The sequence below is a fragment of the Thalassolituus marinus genome (genome assembly GCF_020320395.1).
Classification (GTDB): Bacteria; Pseudomonadota; Gammaproteobacteria; order Pseudomonadales; family Oceanobacteraceae; genus Venatoribacter; species Venatoribacter marinus.
In genome coordinates, this window is the sequence record NZ_JAEDAH010000103.1 from 1 (window position 1) to 18,269 (window position 18,269).

Annotated in this window: 16 protein-coding genes and 1 pseudogene; 8 read left to right on the forward strand and 9 right to left on the reverse strand. The window is 53.8% G+C overall.

Translation table 11 applies throughout. From position 1 onward, the window contains the following. Positions 1-105 precede the first annotated feature (105 nt). Positions 106-3,600, reverse strand: a complete 3,495-nt coding sequence (dnaE, locus tag I9W95_RS16955) for a DNA polymerase III subunit alpha (protein ID WP_225677052.1) — start codon at positions 3,598-3,600, stop codon at positions 106-108. Between the two features lie 197 nt (positions 3,601-3,797). Between dnaE and rimK the strand changes: the two genes are divergently transcribed. After that, positions 3,798-4,700, forward strand: coding sequence for a 30S ribosomal protein S6--L-glutamate ligase (rimK, locus tag I9W95_RS16960; RefSeq protein WP_225677054.1), 903 nt, complete (start codon positions 3,798-3,800; stop codon positions 4,698-4,700). An 11-nt stretch (positions 4,701-4,711) separates the two neighbouring features. Beyond that, positions 4,712-5,740 (forward strand): succinylglutamate desuccinylase/aspartoacylase family protein, encoded by a 1,029-nt coding sequence (locus tag I9W95_RS16965; RefSeq protein WP_225677056.1) that lies wholly within the window; start codon positions 4,712-4,714, stop codon positions 5,738-5,740. 50 nt (positions 5,741-5,790) lie between these two features. Here I9W95_RS16965 and I9W95_RS16970 read toward each other — a convergent pair whose 3' ends face one another. The 4 genes from I9W95_RS16970 to I9W95_RS16985 all read right to left on the reverse strand — a co-directional run bounded on the left by I9W95_RS16970 (position 5,791) and on the right by I9W95_RS16985 (position 10,025). Continuing rightward, complete coding sequence (locus tag I9W95_RS16970) at positions 5,791-7,416, reverse strand: PepSY-associated TM helix domain-containing protein (protein WP_225677058.1); 1,626 nt, start codon at positions 7,414-7,416, stop codon at positions 5,791-5,793. After that, on the reverse strand, positions 7,413-7,718 hold the full coding sequence (locus I9W95_RS16975; RefSeq protein WP_225677060.1) for a hypothetical protein: 306 nt from the start codon (positions 7,716-7,718) through the stop codon (positions 7,413-7,415). The genes I9W95_RS16970 and I9W95_RS16975 overlap by 4 nt, the downstream gene beginning before the upstream one ends. A gap of 1 nt (position 7,719) precedes the next feature. After that, the gene (locus tag I9W95_RS16980; RefSeq protein WP_225677062.1) at positions 7,720-7,995 is read right to left on the reverse strand and encodes a hypothetical protein; all 276 of its coding nucleotides are present in this window, start codon (positions 7,993-7,995) and stop codon (positions 7,720-7,722) included. 65 nt (positions 7,996-8,060) lie between these two features. After that, positions 8,061-10,025: a TonB-dependent receptor plug domain-containing protein gene (locus I9W95_RS16985; protein ID WP_225677064.1), complete on the reverse strand. Its 1,965-nt coding sequence runs from the start codon at positions 10,023-10,025 to the stop codon at positions 8,061-8,063. A 115-nt stretch (positions 10,026-10,140) separates the two neighbouring features. On the opposite strand from I9W95_RS16985, the gene I9W95_RS16990 reads away from it, so the two are divergent. The 3 genes and pseudogenes from I9W95_RS16990 to I9W95_RS17000 all read left to right on the forward strand — a co-directional run. After that, positions 10,141-10,527, forward strand: a complete 387-nt coding sequence (locus tag I9W95_RS16990; RefSeq protein ID WP_225677065.1) for a hypothetical protein — start codon at positions 10,141-10,143, stop codon at positions 10,525-10,527. After that, positions 10,472-10,654, forward strand: coding sequence for a cupin domain-containing protein (locus tag I9W95_RS16995; RefSeq protein ID WP_225677067.1), 183 nt, complete (start codon positions 10,472-10,474; stop codon positions 10,652-10,654). The genes I9W95_RS16990 and I9W95_RS16995 overlap by 56 nt, the downstream gene beginning before the upstream one ends. Beyond that, a pseudogene (locus tag I9W95_RS17000) lies at positions 10,635-10,925 on the forward strand (transposase); the annotation flags it as partial. The gene I9W95_RS16995 and the pseudogene I9W95_RS17000, both read left to right, overlap by 20 nt. A 69-nt stretch (positions 10,926-10,994) precedes the next feature. Here the strand turns inward: I9W95_RS17000 and groL are convergent. The 4 genes from groL to I9W95_RS17020 form a co-directional block, all read right to left on the reverse strand. Next, entirely contained in the window at positions 10,995-12,635 is a 1,641-nt protein-coding gene (gene groL, locus I9W95_RS17005; protein ID WP_225677069.1) for a chaperonin GroEL, read from the reverse strand. Positions 12,636-12,695: 60 nt separating this feature from the next. Then, positions 12,696-12,989 carry a co-chaperone GroES gene (locus tag I9W95_RS17010; RefSeq protein WP_225677071.1) on the reverse strand — a complete coding sequence of 98 codons (294 nt, stop codon included), beginning with the start codon at positions 12,987-12,989 and terminating at the stop codon, positions 12,696-12,698. A gap of 130 nt (positions 12,990-13,119) precedes the next feature. After that, entirely contained in the window at positions 13,120-13,605 is a 486-nt protein-coding gene (locus I9W95_RS17015) for an FxsA family protein (RefSeq protein ID WP_225677073.1), read from the reverse strand. Positions 13,606-13,819: 214 nt separating this feature from the next. After that, positions 13,820-14,665, reverse strand: a complete 846-nt coding sequence (locus I9W95_RS17020; protein ID WP_225677075.1) for a metal-dependent hydrolase — start codon at positions 14,663-14,665, stop codon at positions 13,820-13,822. Between the two features lie 181 nt (positions 14,666-14,846). Here I9W95_RS17020 and I9W95_RS17025 point away from each other — a divergent pair, with 181 nt between their 5' ends. The 3 genes from I9W95_RS17025 (at position 14,847) to I9W95_RS17035 (ending at position 18,102) form a co-directional block, all read left to right on the forward strand. Then, the gene (locus tag I9W95_RS17025; protein WP_225677077.1) at positions 14,847-15,863 is read left to right on the forward strand and encodes an AraC family transcriptional regulator; all 1,017 of its coding nucleotides are present in this window, start codon (positions 14,847-14,849) and stop codon (positions 15,861-15,863) included. Positions 15,864-15,968: 105 nt separating this feature from the next. Further along, positions 15,969-17,345 (forward strand): RsmB/NOP family class I SAM-dependent RNA methyltransferase, encoded by a 1,377-nt coding sequence (locus tag I9W95_RS17030; protein WP_225677079.1) that lies wholly within the window; start codon positions 15,969-15,971, stop codon positions 17,343-17,345. Positions 17,346-17,373: 28 nt separating this feature from the next. Beyond that, complete coding sequence (locus I9W95_RS17035) at positions 17,374-18,102, forward strand: substrate-binding periplasmic protein (RefSeq protein ID WP_225677081.1); 729 nt, start codon at positions 17,374-17,376, stop codon at positions 18,100-18,102. The last annotated feature ends 167 nt before the right edge of the window (positions 18,103-18,269 follow it).

The window sequence follows — 18,269 nt, forward strand, 5'->3', positions numbered from 1 at the left end:
CTTAATCCGTCACCGCCCGACCCAAACAAAAACGAGCCTCAGATGAGGCTCGTTATATGATCCCGAAACTGTGGGACAGCAGTGCACCAGAAGGTGGGTCTTTTATCAGCTGAAAATCAGCTCAACGGCATTATCGCCATAGGTGTATCTGAGTTCCTGCAAAAGCTCATCCGAGGGGTTGATACGCCAACTGTCACCCAGCTGAATATCACAACGGGCGACACTATTGTAGAAATCCAGTACCACGGGACAACCGTTTTCCATACGATCCAGTCTGGCTTTGAGCGTATTACAGAACTCATCCTCCGGACGATCACCGTCTACCGTGATGCGCAGTGCTTTGGCGTAGGTCAGTCGCGCCTGGCTGATTTCCATGGCATTACGTCCGGTGGCTTTTAAGCCGCCGGAGTAATCGTCGTGAGAAACCTGAGCTTCGACGACCAGCACTTTGTCTTTGGCAACGACTTCGCGCACCTGATCGTAAATGTCCGAGAACAGCGCCACTTCCACACGACCGGTACGATCATCCAGGGTGACGAAACACATATTGTCGCCGCGTTTGTTTTTCATCACGCGCATATCCACCACCAGACCGGACAGCTTCTGCGGTGCCTTAGCTTCCTGCAGTTGCGACAACTTGGTTGGCACCAGCTTGCGCACTTCCTGCTCATATTCATCAAACGGGTGGCCGGTAACAAACAGGCCGAGGGTGTCTTTCTCGCCCTGTAAACGTTCTTTGAGTGGCCAGTCACGCAGATTACGGTAGCGCTCGTACGGGTCAGCGGTTTCGGCTTCTTCCGCCTGCACTTCACCGAACAGATCCATCATGCCCGCCGCTTCGTTGGCTGCACTTTGCCCTGCACTCTTAATGGCATCTTCGATACTGGCCATCAGCACCGAACGTGGCGCTGAAACCTCCAGACGATCGAAAGCGCCACAGCGCACCAGCGCTTCCAGCACACGCTTGTTAATTTTCTTGCCATCAACGCGCTGACAGAAATCAAACAGGTCGCGGAACGGACCTTCTGCACGAGCAGCAATAATGGCGTCAATCGGGCCTTCACCTACGCCTTTCACCGCCCCCAGACCATAAACAATGGCGTCGTCATCATTCACGGTAAAGCCGAACTGACTCTGGTTCACATCCGGCAGCACCAGCTCCAGCCCCATCTCGCGGCATTCTTCGATAAAGGTCACGACCTTATCGGTGTTCTGCATATCCGAGGTGAGTACCGCCGCCATAAACGGCGCCGGGTAATGCTGCTTCAGCCACAGCGTCTGGTAGGACACCACGGCGTAGGCCGCAGAGTGAGATTTGTTAAAACCGTAACCGGCGAATTTCTCTACCAGGTCGAAGATTTTCATCGCCAGGTCAGGATCAACGCCCACCGATACCGCACCATCGCGGAAGGTATCGCGCTGCTTGGCCATTTCTTCCGGCTTTTTCTTACCCATCGCCCGACGCAGCATGTCCGCACCACCCAGGGTGTAGCCTGCCAGCGTCTGCGCGATCTGCATTACCTGTTCCTGATAAACGATAACGCCGTAGGTCGGTTCCAGAATTTCTTGCAGGCTTTCATGCTGGAAGTCCGGATGCGGGTAAGCCACCTCAGCACGACCGTGCTTACGGTTAATAAAGTCGTCCACCATGCCCGATTCCAGCGGACCCGGGCGGAACAGTGCCACCAGTGCGATCATGTCTTCGATGTTATCCGGCTGCAGGCGGCGGATAAGATCTTTCATACCACGCGATTCCAGCTGGAATACGGCGGTGGTTTTAGCGGCTTTTAATAAGGTGTAGGAATCGGGGTCGTCGAGCGGAATGGCCGCAATATCGACATCCGGCAGGCCTTTTTCCGCTTGCTTGCGGTTAATGGTTTCCAGCGCCCAGTCGATGATGGTCAGGGTCCGCAGACCGAGGAAGTCGAACTTAACCAGGCCGGCTTCTTCCACATCGTTTTTATCAAACTGAGTTACCAGACCGGTGCCATCCGGTTCACAGGCCGTAGCCGAGAAGTCGGTCAGTTTGGTAGGGGCGATAACCACACCACCGGCGTGCTTACCGGTCTGACGGGCGATACCCTCAAGGCGCAACGCCATTTCCCAGATTTCCTGGGCTTCTTCGTCTTCGTTGAGGAATTCTTTCAGCAGCGGTTCCATCTCTAACGCTTTTTCCAGCGTCATGCCAGGATCACCCGGAATCAGTTTGGACAGCTTATCTGCCAGACCAAACGACTTACCCTGAGCACGCGCTACGTCGCGCACCACCGCTTTGGCCGCCATGGTACCGAAGGTCACGATCTGAGATACCGCTTCACGGCCGTAGTTATCGGCAACGTACTGAATCACCTTCTCACGGTCTTCCATACAGAAGTCGATATCGAAGTCGGGCATGGATACCCGTTCCGGGTTCAGGAATCGTTCGAACAGCAGGTCGTATTCGAGTGGATCAAGGTCGGTAATTTTCTGTGCGTAGGCCACCAGCGAGCCGGCACCGGAACCCCGTCCAGGGCCAACCGGAATATCGTGGTCTTTGGCCCACTGAATAAAGTCCATTACGATCAGGAAGTAACCGGGGAACCCCATCTGAATGATGATATCCAGCTCGAACTTCAGGCGCTCATCGTAGGGCTTACGCTTTTCGGCGTATTCCGCGGAATCCTTAGGAATGCCATCGAGAATAACGTCCAGACGCTCATTCAGGCCGACTTCGGAAATCTTGCGAAAGAAATCATCTTCATCCATACCTTCCGGAATCGGATAATCGGGCAGGAAGTACTTACCCAGCAGCACGTCAACCGAGCAGCGTTTAGCGATTTCTACAGTGTTTTCAATGGCCGATGGAATATCCTTAAACAGCTCGATCATTTCTTCCGCGGTACGGAAGTACTGCTGCTCAGAATATTCGCGCGGGCGCCGTTTATCTTCCAGCGCATAACCCTGACCGATAGAAACCCGGGTTTCATGGGCTTCAAAATCATCAGCTTTAAGGAAGCGGACATCATTGGTGGCCACCAGCGGTACCTGATAGCGAGCGGCCATCGCCAGCCCGGCCTTCACCACCGACTCTTCACCCGGGCGTCCGGTACGTTGCAGCTCAAAATAGAAGCGGTCGCCGAACACCGACTGGTATTCCTGCAGCAGGACTTCAGCTGCATCGACCTTACCTTTCACGATGCGCTGACCAATATCACCGTCACGTCCACCAGAAAGAATAATCAGCCCTTCATGCTGCTCGAACAGCCACTCTTTTTTAACCAGTGCACGGTCATAGTGCTGGTTCTTACTATAGGCTTTGGAGATAAGCTCACGCAGGCCCAGATAGCCCTCAGGTGTCTGACACAGAGCGCTGACACGAAACGGAGCCGTCAGATCTTCCGGGTTTTCCAGCCACAGATCGGCCCCCAGAATGGGCTTGATGCCGTTATCCAGACAGCCCTTGTAGAACTTAACCAGCGCATACATGTTGCCCTGGTCGGTCAGTGCCAGTGCAGGCATTTCCAGTTCCGCCGCCCGGGCAATCAGTTTCTTTACCCGAATGGTACTGTCGTAGAGGGAATACTCTGAATGGAGTCTCAGGTGAACAAAGCCCTGCGTCATGTCCCGCAATCCTGACCAAAAACCGCCATTGTACCCGATGCGCCTGTCGGTAAGAACCGCCATACTGGCCATCTGCTACCCGATCTGTCAGATAGCCTTCAGCCGGTTTTCGCGCCAATATTTTCGCCAGCATACTGACTTTTGATATTCCCCGGTGCAGACTATGCTCTTTGCACCTTTTGACCGGATTTACCGCCATGCGCATCGCTATTCTGTCCCGTAACGCCAACCTGTACTCGACCCGCCGACTGAAGGAAGCAGGTGAGGCCCGTGGCCACGAAGTGGATATCATCGACACCCTCCACTGCTACATGGACATCACCAGTAATAATCCGACCGTGCGTTACAAAGGTGAGGCTCTGCCACAGTACGATGCCATCATTCCACGTATCGGTGCCTCCATCACCTTCTACGGTACAGCCGTGGTGCGCCAGTTCGAAATGATGAACACCTTCTCCATTAACGAGTCTGTTGCCATCAGCCGCTCACGTGACAAGCTGCGTTCTCTGCAGCTGTTGTCGCGCAAAGGCATCGGCCTGCCGCGTACTGGTTTCGCGCATCAGCCGGATAACGTACGCGACCTGATCAAAAACGTTGGCGGTGCACCGGTGGTAATTAAGCTGCTGGAAGGTACCCAGGGTATTGGCGTGGTACTGGGTGAAACCCAGAAAGCGGCGGAAAGCATCATCGAGGCCTTTATGGGTCTGAATGCCAACATTCTCGTGCAGGAATTCATTAAAGAGGCAGGTGGTGCTGATATTCGCTGTCTGGTGGTGGGTGGCAAAGTGATTGCCGCCATGAAACGTCAGGCTGCCGAAGGCGAATTCCGCTCTAATCTGCACCGTGGCGGTACCGCCGAGATTGTTCGTCTGTCTGCCGCTGAGCGCAAAACCGCCGTTGATGCCGCCAAGGCCATGGGCCTGAACATGTGTGGCGTTGATATTCTCCGTTCAAACAACGGTCCTGTGGTGATGGAAGTTAACTCTTCTCCGGGTCTTGAAGGTATTGAAACCGCTACCGGCAAAGACGTAGCCAGCATGGTGTTCCAGTTCCTGGAAAAAACCACTCGCACCAGCACCCGTACCAAAGGAAAAGGCTAAGCCTTAATATCATGCCGCAAAAAACGCTGACCATCGCCGGGGTGGATATTCTACCCGGCGAAACCCAGAAAATTGAACTCCCTGTAGGCCGTCTTTACACCGATGCGGCCATTTCCATGCCAGTGTATGTGAAGCGTGGCAAACGTTCCGGTCCGGTTATGCTGGTCAGTGCGGCCATTCATGGTGACGAGCTGAATGGTATTGAGATTATCCAGCGGCTGATTCACTCCAAAGCCCTGAACACCCTGCGCGGAACCCTGATTGCTGTGCCGGTAGTTAACGTCTACGGTGTAATAAACCACAGCCGTTATCTGCCCGACCGTCGTGACCTGAACCGTTCCTTTCCGGGCAGTAAGAAAGGTTCCCTGGCGGCCCGCATGGCCAATCTGTTTCTGGAAGAGATCGTATCCAAGTGTGACTACGGTATCGACTTCCATACCGGCGCTATTCACCGCTCTAACCTGCCGCAGATTCGCGCCAACCTGGATGATGAAGAAACCAACGCCATGGCTCATGCTTTTGGTGTGCCCGTGCTGCTGAACTCCAACCTGCGCGATGGCTCACTGCGTCAGTGTGCCGATGATCTCGGCGTGACCATGCTGCTGTACGAAGCCGGTGAAGCACTGCGTTACGACGAACTCAGTATCCGTGCTGGCGTACGCGGCACCATTAACGTCATGCGCCATCTGGGCTTGCTAAGCAAGAGTCGCAGCCGCAAGCAAGCCATTGAGCCGGTTACCGCGCGTACCAGCAGCTGGATTCGTGCTACCGACAGTGGCTTCGTACAGTTCCACAAAGAACTGGGCGACCATGTGCAGGAAGGCGAGCGTCTGGCCACTATCCGCGACCCTTATGGCGATCTGCTGGATATCGTTAACAGTCGCTATGAAGGCATCATCATCGGTAAACAGAACATCCCGCTGGTGCAGGAAGGCGAAGCCATGTATCACATCGCATACTTCAAACAGCCGGATGATGTGGTGGAAGGTATCGAGCAGCTGCAGGACTTGCTGCCTCCGGATGACACTGCGCTCAGCTGAGTGATTATTAAAGGCCTGTGTAACAGCCAGGCCTTTAATCCGCGCATATATCAGGCTGTCTGTAACGACCAGATACTGTCCCGGGTCGCCGTCACCATTCTCCGCTTTGCCCGTTCTGCGGCCCACCAGAATACAGCTCCTGCGACCAGCGCCGTGACATCAACCATCAGCGTCGGCACACTCATATGCGCCCAGATAGCCGATGGCGGCCACAGCCATCCCGCCAGGGTCGACAGCGGAATCAGCAGAGTTGTCAGCGCACACAAACGCAGCAAATGCACAGCCGCCCGTGCAGCCCCGCGCCAGAAAGCCCACACCACAGCGCCAAAGAAAATACCGTAATAAACCTGCAGATAAAAACCGTTGATATCTGCAGCTGACAACCAATGACCCAGCTTGGCCCCTGCGATAGCCGCAGAGACAGCGGCAATGCATCCCAGACACACACCAACGGTTGCTGCCGCCATCCAGCGCACCGACCGCGTCTGTTGCGGTAACGGCTGATCACGTTTCTGCTTTTTACGTCGGCTTTCCACCCACAACAGGTTGCCGGAATAAAACAGGAAAGCGCCGCTTAAGCCCAGCAGAAAATACATCCAGCGTACCGGATCACCACCGAAACTACCGAAGTGCAAAGCGAAGAAATGCATAACAATGCCACTCCAGTCACTGCCCTCTCCCGGAATCATATTTTTCATGACGACTTCACCTGTATAAGGGTGAACACCCGTGTAAGCCGTCACCGGGCCATGCACCAGATAGTCGGGATTATAAATACTGGCGCGAATCAGCGGCCGTGGTCCTTCCAAGCCCATGTAGCGTAACTGAGTTACCTCAAATGCCGGTGCAGCCTGTTTTACCTGGTGAATAACGTCCGCCACAGGTGCCAGCTCAGTAAGATCATACTGAACGGCCGGCGCTCCGCCACGGCTGCCAAACATGGGAACCTCAGCGTAAACCGTCTTTGCCAGCGTGCCGTAAAACACATCGTGAAAAGCAAATACCACAACGGTAAAAGCAATAATTAAATGAAATGGCAGGCTGGTAATGCCAATCACATTGTGAGCATCCAGCCAGAAACGCTTTTTATTTTTTCCCGCGCGCAGCAGGAAAAAATCCTTCACCAGCGTTGGCAATAAAATTATGAGGCCGGAAATCAATGCCAGCGCATACAGCAGACCAGCAACGCCCAGAATCAGAATACCCAGCTGCTCATCGCCCACATGTCCGGGAATACCTGCTGTACGGTGTAACTGGTCGATCAGATCGCCCAGCAAGGATTGCTTAACAGGTTCACTGACAGGCTCCCCAAGCGCGTTAAACCCCGCGTGCCAGGCCTGCGCATCCAGATCAATACCATGGCCATGCTCATCCTGCTTATCATGCACTTCCCAGCGTAACGGCGCACTGATGCTTTCATCCTGTTTCAGGTAAACAGTAATGTCCTGCCGGGCGGATGGATGCTGCTGTAAAACCTCGTTGATTAAGCTATCCAGTTGCTGGCTGTCTGCAGCACTCAGCTGTACTAGCGGAGCCGCTGCCCAGCGATCAAGCGGCTGCTTAAACATCGTTAAGGCACCGGCGTAAAAGCCGATAAACAACAGCAGACCCGAGGTAATGCCAACCCAGGTATGCAGGGATTTATATACACGTAAAATATCGCTGGAGATTTTCATGCCGGCAAGTCACCACGTAACATCAGAAACACACTCCAGCCAACAGTGTTCACCACCAGCATAAATAACAACGCCCGCCAGCCGGTGCGAAACAGATAGGTCAGGGAAAAAATCAGCATCCACAGCGGCGTAATCATCCACATATTAAATTGCACTTTGTCTGCAGCACGAATACCACCGGGGCCATACCAGGCAAATAAACCAACGATTAGCAGCGCCAGAGCAAAACCTCCTGCACCACCAGCCAGTGTCTTGCGCCACCAGTGGGGCTGCAGCTTTTTAACAGAATCTGTTGTACTCATCTTACAACCCACGTTTACGCTCTATCGGTTCAGCGCGCAGCAACGAAGCAAAAGGCAGCAGGCCAATAACCAGCATCATTAAAACCAGCCAGGCAAACATCGCCGCATTGACAGGCAGATAACTTACCGCGGCAAAGGCTCCGGCCAACACCAGAGTCACTCCGACCAGGCGCAACGGCAATACCGCCAGGCGTTGCTGTAACCACTGCTGATTACGATGACTGAGATACAGCAATACACAGCCGCCAATAGTCATAAACAGAAATAGCATCATCATCGTCCTGCCCTCCGCTGAACATAATGACGGGGCCAGAACGACCCCGAACTCGTTAACAGGATTGATCAGAAGTTGTAGGTACCGCTCAGGTAGTAACTGCGACCAAGCTCATAGGTGGTAAACAGCGCGCTCATTTCATCCGGGCGGACATTGCCCAGATTCTTAACGCCACCGCGTACCGTTAGTGCCGGCGTTACCTGTGCCGACAAACCGGCATCTGTGCGGAAATAGCTTGGCATGCGTCCCTGCAGTAACGTCCAGCCACCATTATTAACCCAGGCTTCAGCGTACATACCGGCGGTGTAGTTCACCGACAAAGTTGCTGCCAGCGCTTCACTGGCCTGCCACAGAGCGGACATATTGGCCTGGTGTTGCGGGCGCCCGGTCAGTTCTGATTTATTGCCAGAGCCATCGTCAGCCTCGGTAATTAAACGCGTGTAATTGGCTGACAAGCGCAGCGCAGAAGCCACATCAACAGAGCCTGAAGCTTCGAGACCTTTGGTGGTCGCTTCAGCTACGTTCACCCATTCGGCCGCCGTTGCTGAACCACTAACCTCGTCATAGGTAATTTCGCGATCGATCAGGTCGTCGATATCGTTATGGAACCAGGCGACGCTTAAGTCCCATAACGCCTGACTGATCTCAATACCGGCTTCGTAGTTAACACTGGTTTCTGCTTTCAGATCCGGATTGCCCGACAGATAGCAACCGCCACCACAACTGATAACGGAATACTCGGGACTCAGGTAGCTGCCATCCGGCGCTTTAAATGCTTCACTGACACCGCCTTTCAGAGTGATGCCATCGGCCAGCTGATAAACCACATAGGCCTTCGGAGAGAAGTTTTCACCAAAGATTTCATGGCTGTCATAACGACCGCCCAGTGTCAGTTTTAAATCATCGGTAACGGCGATATCGTCCTGAGCAAACAATGCCATTTCATCAATGGTCAGCTTGCCGGTCTGCATGTAAGTCGTGACATCTTCAATATTCTGATGACGATAATCGACGCCCGCAACGACAGAGTTAATACCCACTGTTGCTGCGGCATAAGCCTTGGCATACAGGTTTTTTTCTTTGGTTTTGTGTGTCTCCGGGGCGTCATAGCTGGAATTAAAGTCTTTTACATCCGCATCTTCATGCTTGATAAACGCAGTGGTAGATCCCCAGTCAAAAGTTCCCTTATGGGTCAGTGTTACATCCAGACGAGTCAGCTCCTGTTCGCGCGTACGCGGACCCGAAGAATAGGTGCCCAGAGGGCGCTGATCGTTGTTATAGCCAATATCCAGCTCAACGCTCTGCTGCTCATTCAGCTGATAGGCAAAACTGGAAAACAGATTGCGTGATTTTTTCTGTTCACGCTTTGGAGCTTCATCAGCATCTTTATCACTTTCATTGGCGAACCAGGCATCCTGGTAATTCTGCCCGGCAGCCAGTGACACACTCAGTTGCTCCGATAGCTGCCCCTGCGTCGTCGCACTCAAACGATACTGATCACCATCAACACCGCTGGTGACATTACGGTATTCCGCCGAAACCGAAGAACGAAATTCATCCTGCGCCTTTTTCGTAATGATATTCAGCACGCCACCGATAGCATCGGCCCCATAGATAGATGACATCGGGCCACGAATAATTTCCACCCGCTCAATGGCGCTGAGAGGAATTGAGTTGTAATCCACATCACTGCCTTTAGCGAAAGCAGCACCGGAAGATACACGCTTACCGTTCACCAGAATCAGGGTGTATTCACCGCCCAGACCGCGAATCTGTAATTCATCACGTCCCAATGCGTTACTGAAGTTGTTCACCCCAACGCTTTCGCGCAGCAAATCTGCGAGAGAACTGACAGAAGTCGATGCAATATCGTCAGCGGTAATTACGCTGGTAAAGGCCGGCACACTTCCAGCCTCCTGCTCAGTCAGTGTTGCGGTGGTGACCACCTTATCCAGCTCCTGCAACTCTGCCTGCGCAGACGTTACCACCGCCGTAGCCATGGCCAGTCCCAGCAACGACTTCTCGATTCTCATAGTTCTCCCCTATTGTCTTAATTGATAATGATTGTCATTTGATTCTGACAACACTATCATTCAATTTCAATACCAATGAGAATTATTTACATTTAAAGATAGTGGCGGAGGTTGCGTGCAGGACTGGTTAAAAATAACGGTGGGATATTTACTGCTGGTGCTCTTTAACACCGGCTGCAGCACAGATATGCCGCAGGGAGTTGTCAGCGGCAGCATCGTTATCGCTGATAGTGCAGAGCAGTTACTGACCGTGCCAGACAGCGGGTTACCACAATTCTGGCTGACAGAACTGCAGATTCCACCTGCCGTGATCCTCAAAGTAACACTGCTGCAGAATGGTCATCAGCGCCTGCTGGCTTCTCACGCCTCCGGGCATACGTCATTGCGCTTTATCAGTAATGGCATGGCTCAGATTGCTCTGCAGCAGGTCTATGCAAGGAGACGTAATGCATCACCTGCGACTGGAAGGCAGCCTCTACTGCCAATCGCAACTGGCCGGTGACCGGTCACTGTCGATGCCGGTATTGCCGGGCAAGATGATGTTTCACATCGTCACTGCCGGTCGCTGCTGGCTGACCGTTGACGGGCAGCCTCCGGTGGAACTGCACAAAGGATCGCTGGCAGGTTGAACTCTTCTTTAAAGCCATCAAACAGAGCCTGTCTATCAAGACGTTTTTAGGGCGATCCCGAAATGCAGTAATGACCCAGATATGGATAGCGATGACAGTCTATCTCTTGGTTGCGTACGCTCGATATGCCGCACGTTCAGGCTGGACCGTACTAAGGATGTTAAGGGTGTTGCAGATGAATCTGTTTGAACGAAAGACGCTTCAGGAGGTGCTTAATCCGTCACCGCCCGACCCAAACAAAAACGAGCCTCAGATGAGGCTCGTTATATGATCCCGAAACTGTGGGACAGCAGTGGCCCAAAGGCCGGTTTTTTCAGCATAAAGATTGCCGGGGGGATGATTACATCATGCCGCCCATGCCACCCATACCGCCCATGCCACCCATATCCGGCATGCCAGCAGCTTCTTTAGGAATCTCTGCAACCATCGCTTCGGTGGTGATCATCAGACCAGCAACGGAAGCAGCAGCCTGCAGGGAAGAACGGGTTACTTTGGCCGGGTCCAGAATACCCATGTCCAGCATGTCGCCGTACTCGCCAGTTGCTGCGTTGTAACCGAAGGCACCTTCGCCCGCTTTTACTTTATCCACAACAACAGAACCTTCAGCGCCCGCGTTAGCAGCAATCTGACGGATAGGTGCTTCCATCGCGCGCAGTGCCAGAGCGATACCGACGTTCTGATCTTCGTTGTCACCGACTACGTTCACGTTAGTCAGTGCACGTACCAGAGCAACACCACCACCAGCAACCACGCCTTCTTCTACCGCAGCGCGAGTAGCGTTCAGAGCGTCTTCTACGCGGTCTTTCTTCTCTTTCAGTTCTACTTCAGAACCCGCACCAACTTTGATTACGGCAACACCGCCAGCCAGTTTGGCCACACGTTCCTGCAGTTTTTCTTTGTCGTAGTCAGAAGTAGACGCAGCGATTTCAGCACGGATCTGTTCAACGCGGGCAGATACCTGAGCCTGCTGGCCAGCACCATCAACGATCACAGTGTTTTCTTTGCTGATAACCACTTTGCTGGCAGTACCCAGAGTTTCCAGAGTGGTGGTCTCCAGAGACATGCCCACTTCTTCGCTGATCACCTGACCACCGGTCAGAATAGCGATGTCCTGCAGCATGGCTTTACGACGGTCGCCGAAGCCCGGTGCTTTAACTGCCGCCACTTTGAAAGTACCGCGCAGGTTATTCACAACCAGAGTCGCCAGTGCCTGACCTTCAACGTCTTCAGCAACGATCAGCAGTGGACGGCCGGATTTAGCCACACCTTCCAGAACCGGAATCAGCTCCTGCAGATTGTCGATTTTCTTGTCGACCAGCAGAATCAGTGGGTTATCCAGTTCAGCAGTCATTTTTTCCTGGTTGGTCACGAAGTATGGAGACAGGTAACCACGGTCGAACTGCATACCTTCAACCACTTCCAGTTCGTCGGCGAAGCCTTTCGCTTCTTCAACGGTGATAACGCCTTCCAGACCAACTTTATCCATAGCTTCGGCAATCATTTTGCCGACTTCAGCATCGGAGTTCGCAGAGATAGTACCTACCTGAGCGATTTCTTTGCTTTCTTTACATGGCTTAGCCTGGGATGCCAGCTGTTCAACAACTGCGGCGGTCGCTTTGTCGATACCGCGCTTCAGGTCCATTGGGTTCATACCCGCAGCAACCGCCTTCAGGCCTTCGTTCACAATAGCCTGTGCCAGAACGGTTGCCGTGGTGGTGCCGTCACCAGCCTTGTCGTTTGCCTGGGACGCTACTTCTTTAACCATCTGTGCGCCCATGTTCTCGAACTTGTCTTCCAGCTCGATTTCTTTGGCAACAGAAACACCGTCTTTAGTGATAGTCGGAGCGCCGAAAGACTTCTCCAGTACCACGTTGCGGCCTTTAGGACCCAGAGTAACTTTTACCGCGTTCGCCAGGATGTTTACGCCTTCCAGCATTTTTACGCGTGCGTCGTTGCCAAATTTAACTTCTTTAGCAGCCATGATTGATTCCTTTAACCTAAACCTAATGTATTCAGAAAATGTACGTTGAAGCGGAACAGATTAAGCTTCGATTACGCCGTAGATTTCGCTTTCATTCAGGATCAGCAGCTCTTCGCCGTCGACCTTGATGGTGTTAGAGCCGGAGTATTTGCCGAACACAACAGTGTCACCCACGCTCACAGACATAGGCACAACGTCACCATTGTTGGAAATACGACCCGTACCGACAGCAATCACCTCGCCCTGATTCGGCTTCTCAGCCGCGGCGCCTGGCAGCAGGATACCGCCAGCGGTGGTTTGCTCTTCTTCCTTGCGACGAACTACGACGCGATCGTGTAAAGGACGGATTTTCATTTGGTTTTCTCCAGTAATTAGCATCGTTGCTGTTAACCGGGGGCAGAACCACTCTGCGTCCCCAAAATTCTTGTATTCAGCCTAATGGGGGTGCGCTGAACACTTTTCAACACCCCGCAGAAAGATTTTTTCAGTCTTCGCGACGGTATTCGCCATCAATAACGTCATGACCATTGGCACCACGATGAATACGTGGATCCGGCTGGCCATAAACATCACGCGGCTGGCCCATGCTAGCGCCCATCGCACCCATGCGACCGAAGGCCTTTACTTTCAGCACTTTCAGAACCGAACCCACCAGCGCCTTACGAACACCCGGGACCAGCAGTGAAAAACCAAAGGCGTCGGTAACAAACCCCGGAGTAATCAGCATGGCGCCGGCCAGAGCCAGCAGGAAACCTTCGGCCAGTTCCTGCGCCGGGATAGTGCCTTCTTCCAGGCGACGGTTAGCCCGCATCAGGGTCGCAATGCCCTGTGCGCGCAGCAGTGACACACCGACCACGGCGGTCAGAAAAATAAGAATCAGCGTCCACAGTACGCCAATCTGCGACCCCACTTTGATCAGCACAGCCAGCTCAATCACAGGGACGACAATAAATATCAGCAGTAAAGGCACAAGAGCCTCCCGTTCGGGTACATGAACCGGATAAACCGGTGCGACAGGCAGATATATGGGTCCATCGGCACAGAAAACAACCAGTGCGGATGTCATAAAACGTAAAAGCGGCGGGAAGCCTGGCACACAGTACGCACCGGCAGTCAAAGTGGACGATTGAGCAGAAACAACAACGGCCCTGACGGGCCGTTGAGTTAACACTGACTGCGCGTTATCAGTTGGTCTGCAGCGCAGCGATATCCGGATAGCGTTCCTGCCAGCCGTCAATCAGGTGGTGCTGGTCGATATCCCATGGATGGAAGCCGGTACGGAAGAACATACGCATACCACGCAGGTTATCACGCAGAATACCTTTTTTACCCCAGAAGAACTTCAGCGCGCCCCACCATTCTTTCAGGCTCGGCATATGGCGGTCTTCGCGCAACATGCGGTACTGGAAGTAAGCGATACGGGTAAACAGACTGATCATGGCAATCACCATCACCCGCTTACGCATAAATTCGTTGTTCACCTTGAGGCGGTAAACATCAAACGCGACGGCTTTGTGTTCGATTTCTTCCACCGCGTGCCAGATCAGCATTTTGCGAATGGTCGGATCGACATCATCAAGAATTTCCGGATTTTCCAGCAGGAACTCCGCCAGCGATGCCGTGAAGTGTTCCATCGCGACGGTCAGCGCCAGCTGACGACCTTTACCGAAAACGCGCTTGAGCATTTCGATACGACCCTTCATATGATTGGTCACTTCATCCATCGGGAAACCCATATCCTGAATCGCCTGATTCAGACCTTCATGGGAATGGCCGTGATGAGCTTCCTGACCAATAAAGCCGCGAATCTGGGCCAGCAGTTGCGGATCATCGATGTCATTCTGATAGTTACGTACAGAATGAATAAAGAATCGTTCGCCGTCCGGAAACATTGCCGACAGAGCGTAAAAGAAAGTGCTGATCAGCGAATTATTGTCAAAGCTGTACTTGCGCATCGGTGCACTGGTATCGAATGCCATGCGACGTGGCTTAATTTCGATTGACTGCGCATTATTGTTGTAATCAGTCATGGTTTACTCCGTTATCTGCAGGGTCTGCGGCACCCTGTCAGGATCTGTCAAAGTGGCGGGATACCACTCCCGTCAACTCACACCAATATGACATACTCGTTGCAACGGCCTGTGGTGATAAGCTTGCACATGCTGGTGCATTTCGTGCAATCTGCATCCGGACGCAAAAATAACGATAAATATGAAAACCTTCGGTACCGGCGACTACCTGATTTCGTCTGATTATCTGATCCTGTTATCTGAGCTGGCATTTGAGCACGGCCTGTCGTCGGCCGGACTGCTGAAAGGCTCCGGCCTGCCCGAAGAGTTGTTATTTCAGCCCGGCGTACTGGTTGGCCACGAGTCCGCTCTGGCCGTCGTTGAACACTTTTGCGATCTCACCGGTAACGATATGACCATAGCACTGGAATACGGTAAGCGCATGACGCTGTCCAAACACGGTGCTCTGGGATATGCCGCACAATACAGCGCCACCATGTCCGATGCCGCCGAAAAAGTGATGCGTTATGTCGAAACCCGTGCGCAGATATTCAACACCACGCGCGGTAGCAGTGAACACGAACGACATCTGTATATTGAACCCCGGTTCGAGAGCAAGATCGCTGCAGAATTCCTCTCGCTGGCATTTCTCGCCAGTATCGAAACCATCTGCCGCACACTGGTCGGAGCCCCCGGACGGGAGGCGGAAAGCCGCATTATGACCAGCATCAGCCAGGATCTGTCGCAGCAAACGATTCTGCCTCATTGCAAGGTCGTGAATGCCACCAGCGAAAACAGCCTCAGCTGGCCAGCATCCGCTCTGATTCATCCGCTGCCATTTTTTGATCCGCAGCTGGAAGGTCTGGCAGAACAACAGCTGGAAACCGCCCTCACCTCCCTTGCCCAGCAGCGCAGCCTGAGCCAGAAGGTGCGCCAGCTGTTACAGCAGCAGTTAACAGATGCTCCCACCGTCGACGACATTGCCCAGACTCTGTGTATGTCGGCAGCGACTCTGAATCGCAAACTGAAGGCAGAAGGCAGCAGTTTCCGTCAACTGAAAGACGAGGTGCGCTACAGCCTGGCCCGCTCTCTGTTACAGCAACAGCTGGCAGTGGAAGTGATCGCCGAGCAACTTGGCTTCAGCGATGCCAGCAACTTCACCAAGGCGTTCAAGGCCTGGTCCGGCGTTTCACCTTCTCAGTTCCGCCAGCAGCAATAGTCTGAATCAACCGATTAACCATCCCTGATAATGGAATTCAACTGGGATCAGGGTCGTCATCGCCGTTAAATCACGCTCCGTTCAAAGCCCACAGTACTGAATCCCATGCGCCAGAAGAAACGTCGTCCTACCGGCAAACGCCCTGCCCAGCCGAAAAGCCCACTGCTGACCCTGTGGGAGCAGTGGACTCATCAGAATCCACGCCCACCGCTGGATCGCTGGTTACGCAGCCACCTGCGTAGCCTGCCACTTAATGGTCAGTGGACGCCGGTGATGATTTCCCGCGCCTTAATGGAAGGTGTGCGCTATCAGCAGCTGGCCTGTGCGCTGGAAGATATTCACACCGGTCGTGCCTCACTGGCATGGGAAGACAGCGACTGGCAGGCCTGGGATGAACAATGGCAGGAATTCCGCCTCAGCCGTTTTCAGGCCAATACCTGCTGGAGCTGGATTGAGCGCCGTACCAGCCAGCGCTGGGGCTTTGCTCGTCAGCAGCGCGACGACACCGAGCGCAGTCGTATCGTGCAGGCCTTCGAACAGAAAGCACAACAGCAGCCTCTGTCACCGCTGGGCATGTTGTGGCTCGGTTTGCGTCCGGGCTGGATACAGTTGCTGCGCCAGCGTGCACGCCTGAGCCATTGGTCCGATGCGCAACTGCTCAACTTCGCCGAACAGCAGAATCAGCAACCACCGCTGTGGCTGCGGGTGAACCCGCTGCGGCGCAATCGTCTGTCGCAACCCGACGAGCAGGCCGCCCTGCAACAGATGCTGCAATCACTGCGGGATGCCGACATTAATGCCTCGCTGGAAGGTGGCTACCTGAATGCCCGTGGCGGCAAAGGTATCGAAAGCAGCGAACTGTACCGTTCCGGCCAGCTGGAAATTCAGGACCTTGCCAGCCAGCAGATTGCGGCGGCACTGGAACCTCAGCCCGGCGATAAAATCTGGGATGCCTGTGCCGGTGCCGGCGGTAAGACACTGGCCCTGGCCGGTGCGATGAACAATAAAGGTGCTCTGGTTGCCACCGACCTGCAGCAGTACAAGCTGAATGAACTGAAACGTCGTGCCAGCCGCGCCGGTGCGAGCAACGTACGCACCTTCGTCTGGAATGGTGAAGAAGCCCTGCGTTTACCGCAGGAAGTCGAACGCCACGGTGGCTTCGATAAGGTACTGGTGGATGCCCCGTGCAGCTCTGCCGGAACCTGGCGCCGCAATCCTGATGCGCGCTGGCGCTTTTCAGCCGCCGACACCGCCGAGCTGAACGAACTGCAACAACGTCTGCTCAGTCTCGCTGCAGCAGCCGTGCGCTCTGGAGGGCGTCTGGTGTACGCCACCTGCAGCTGGGCCGTAGCGGAAAACGAAGACATCGTTAATGCCTTCCTCGCCGCCAATCCACAATTCAGCTGCCGCGACATGCGCTTGCTGGGAATGCCGGAGCGTGACAGCGATACCATGTTTGTGGCTGTATTAGAAAAACACTGACGCGGCCTGCGCAGGTAAGGGGATACCAATGAAACTCTGGCTCGTATTGCTGCTGAGCATCAGCAGCCTGTGCGCGACGGCAGAACAGACCGACGCCGAACATTCTCTGACCATCGGTGGCATGAGTGGTTTTCCATTAAATGCTGCCGGGCTTGAGGTACTGCGGGAAGCTTACGCTCCCCTGGGTTATTCTTTGCAGGTGGAGGAATATCCTGCAACCCGTTCGTTGAGCATCGCCAACAGTGGTCAGCTGGATGGTGAAATGGGGCGCATCACCGCCGTCTGCGATGACTACCCGAATCTGGTTAAAGTACCCTATCCGCTGCTGCAGGCGCGCATGGTGGCCGTCACTATAAATCCGGCGTTAAAAAATACTGAGCTGAAAGACCTGCCGCGCTATCGCCTCGGTACTTATCTGGGTGCACTGATTAACGATCACCTGAAACTGCCTTTACGCCATACCGATCAGACCCGTACGCTGGATCAACTACAGAAAATGCTGGAAAGCGGTCGTATTGATTTTGCCGTGACGCCTGATTTTATGATCAGCCGCTGGCAACATAGCAGCGACAAACCGCTTTACCTGCTGCAAGAAGATCTCGGTGCGTTTGATGTATACCACTACGTACACAAGCGTCATCAGCAGCTGGTGCCAGCCCTGTCAGAACAATTACAGAAACTGTCAGCACAAGGTATTACCCAAGAGATTATGGTACAGGCGTTGCGCCCTGGAAAAGGCATAAAAAAACCGCCATAAAGGCCACTGCTGTCCCACAGTTTGGAGTGACTGGATGTCACTCCAAACTGCAGCATTCCTCAGCTGCTGTTTTTCAATCTGAAACGCCTTTCCGGGGCAAGCCCCTGGCCCCCCTGCAAGGAGAGGTATCTCCTTACGATCCTCTCTTTTCGGCGCGTCCGGCTTCA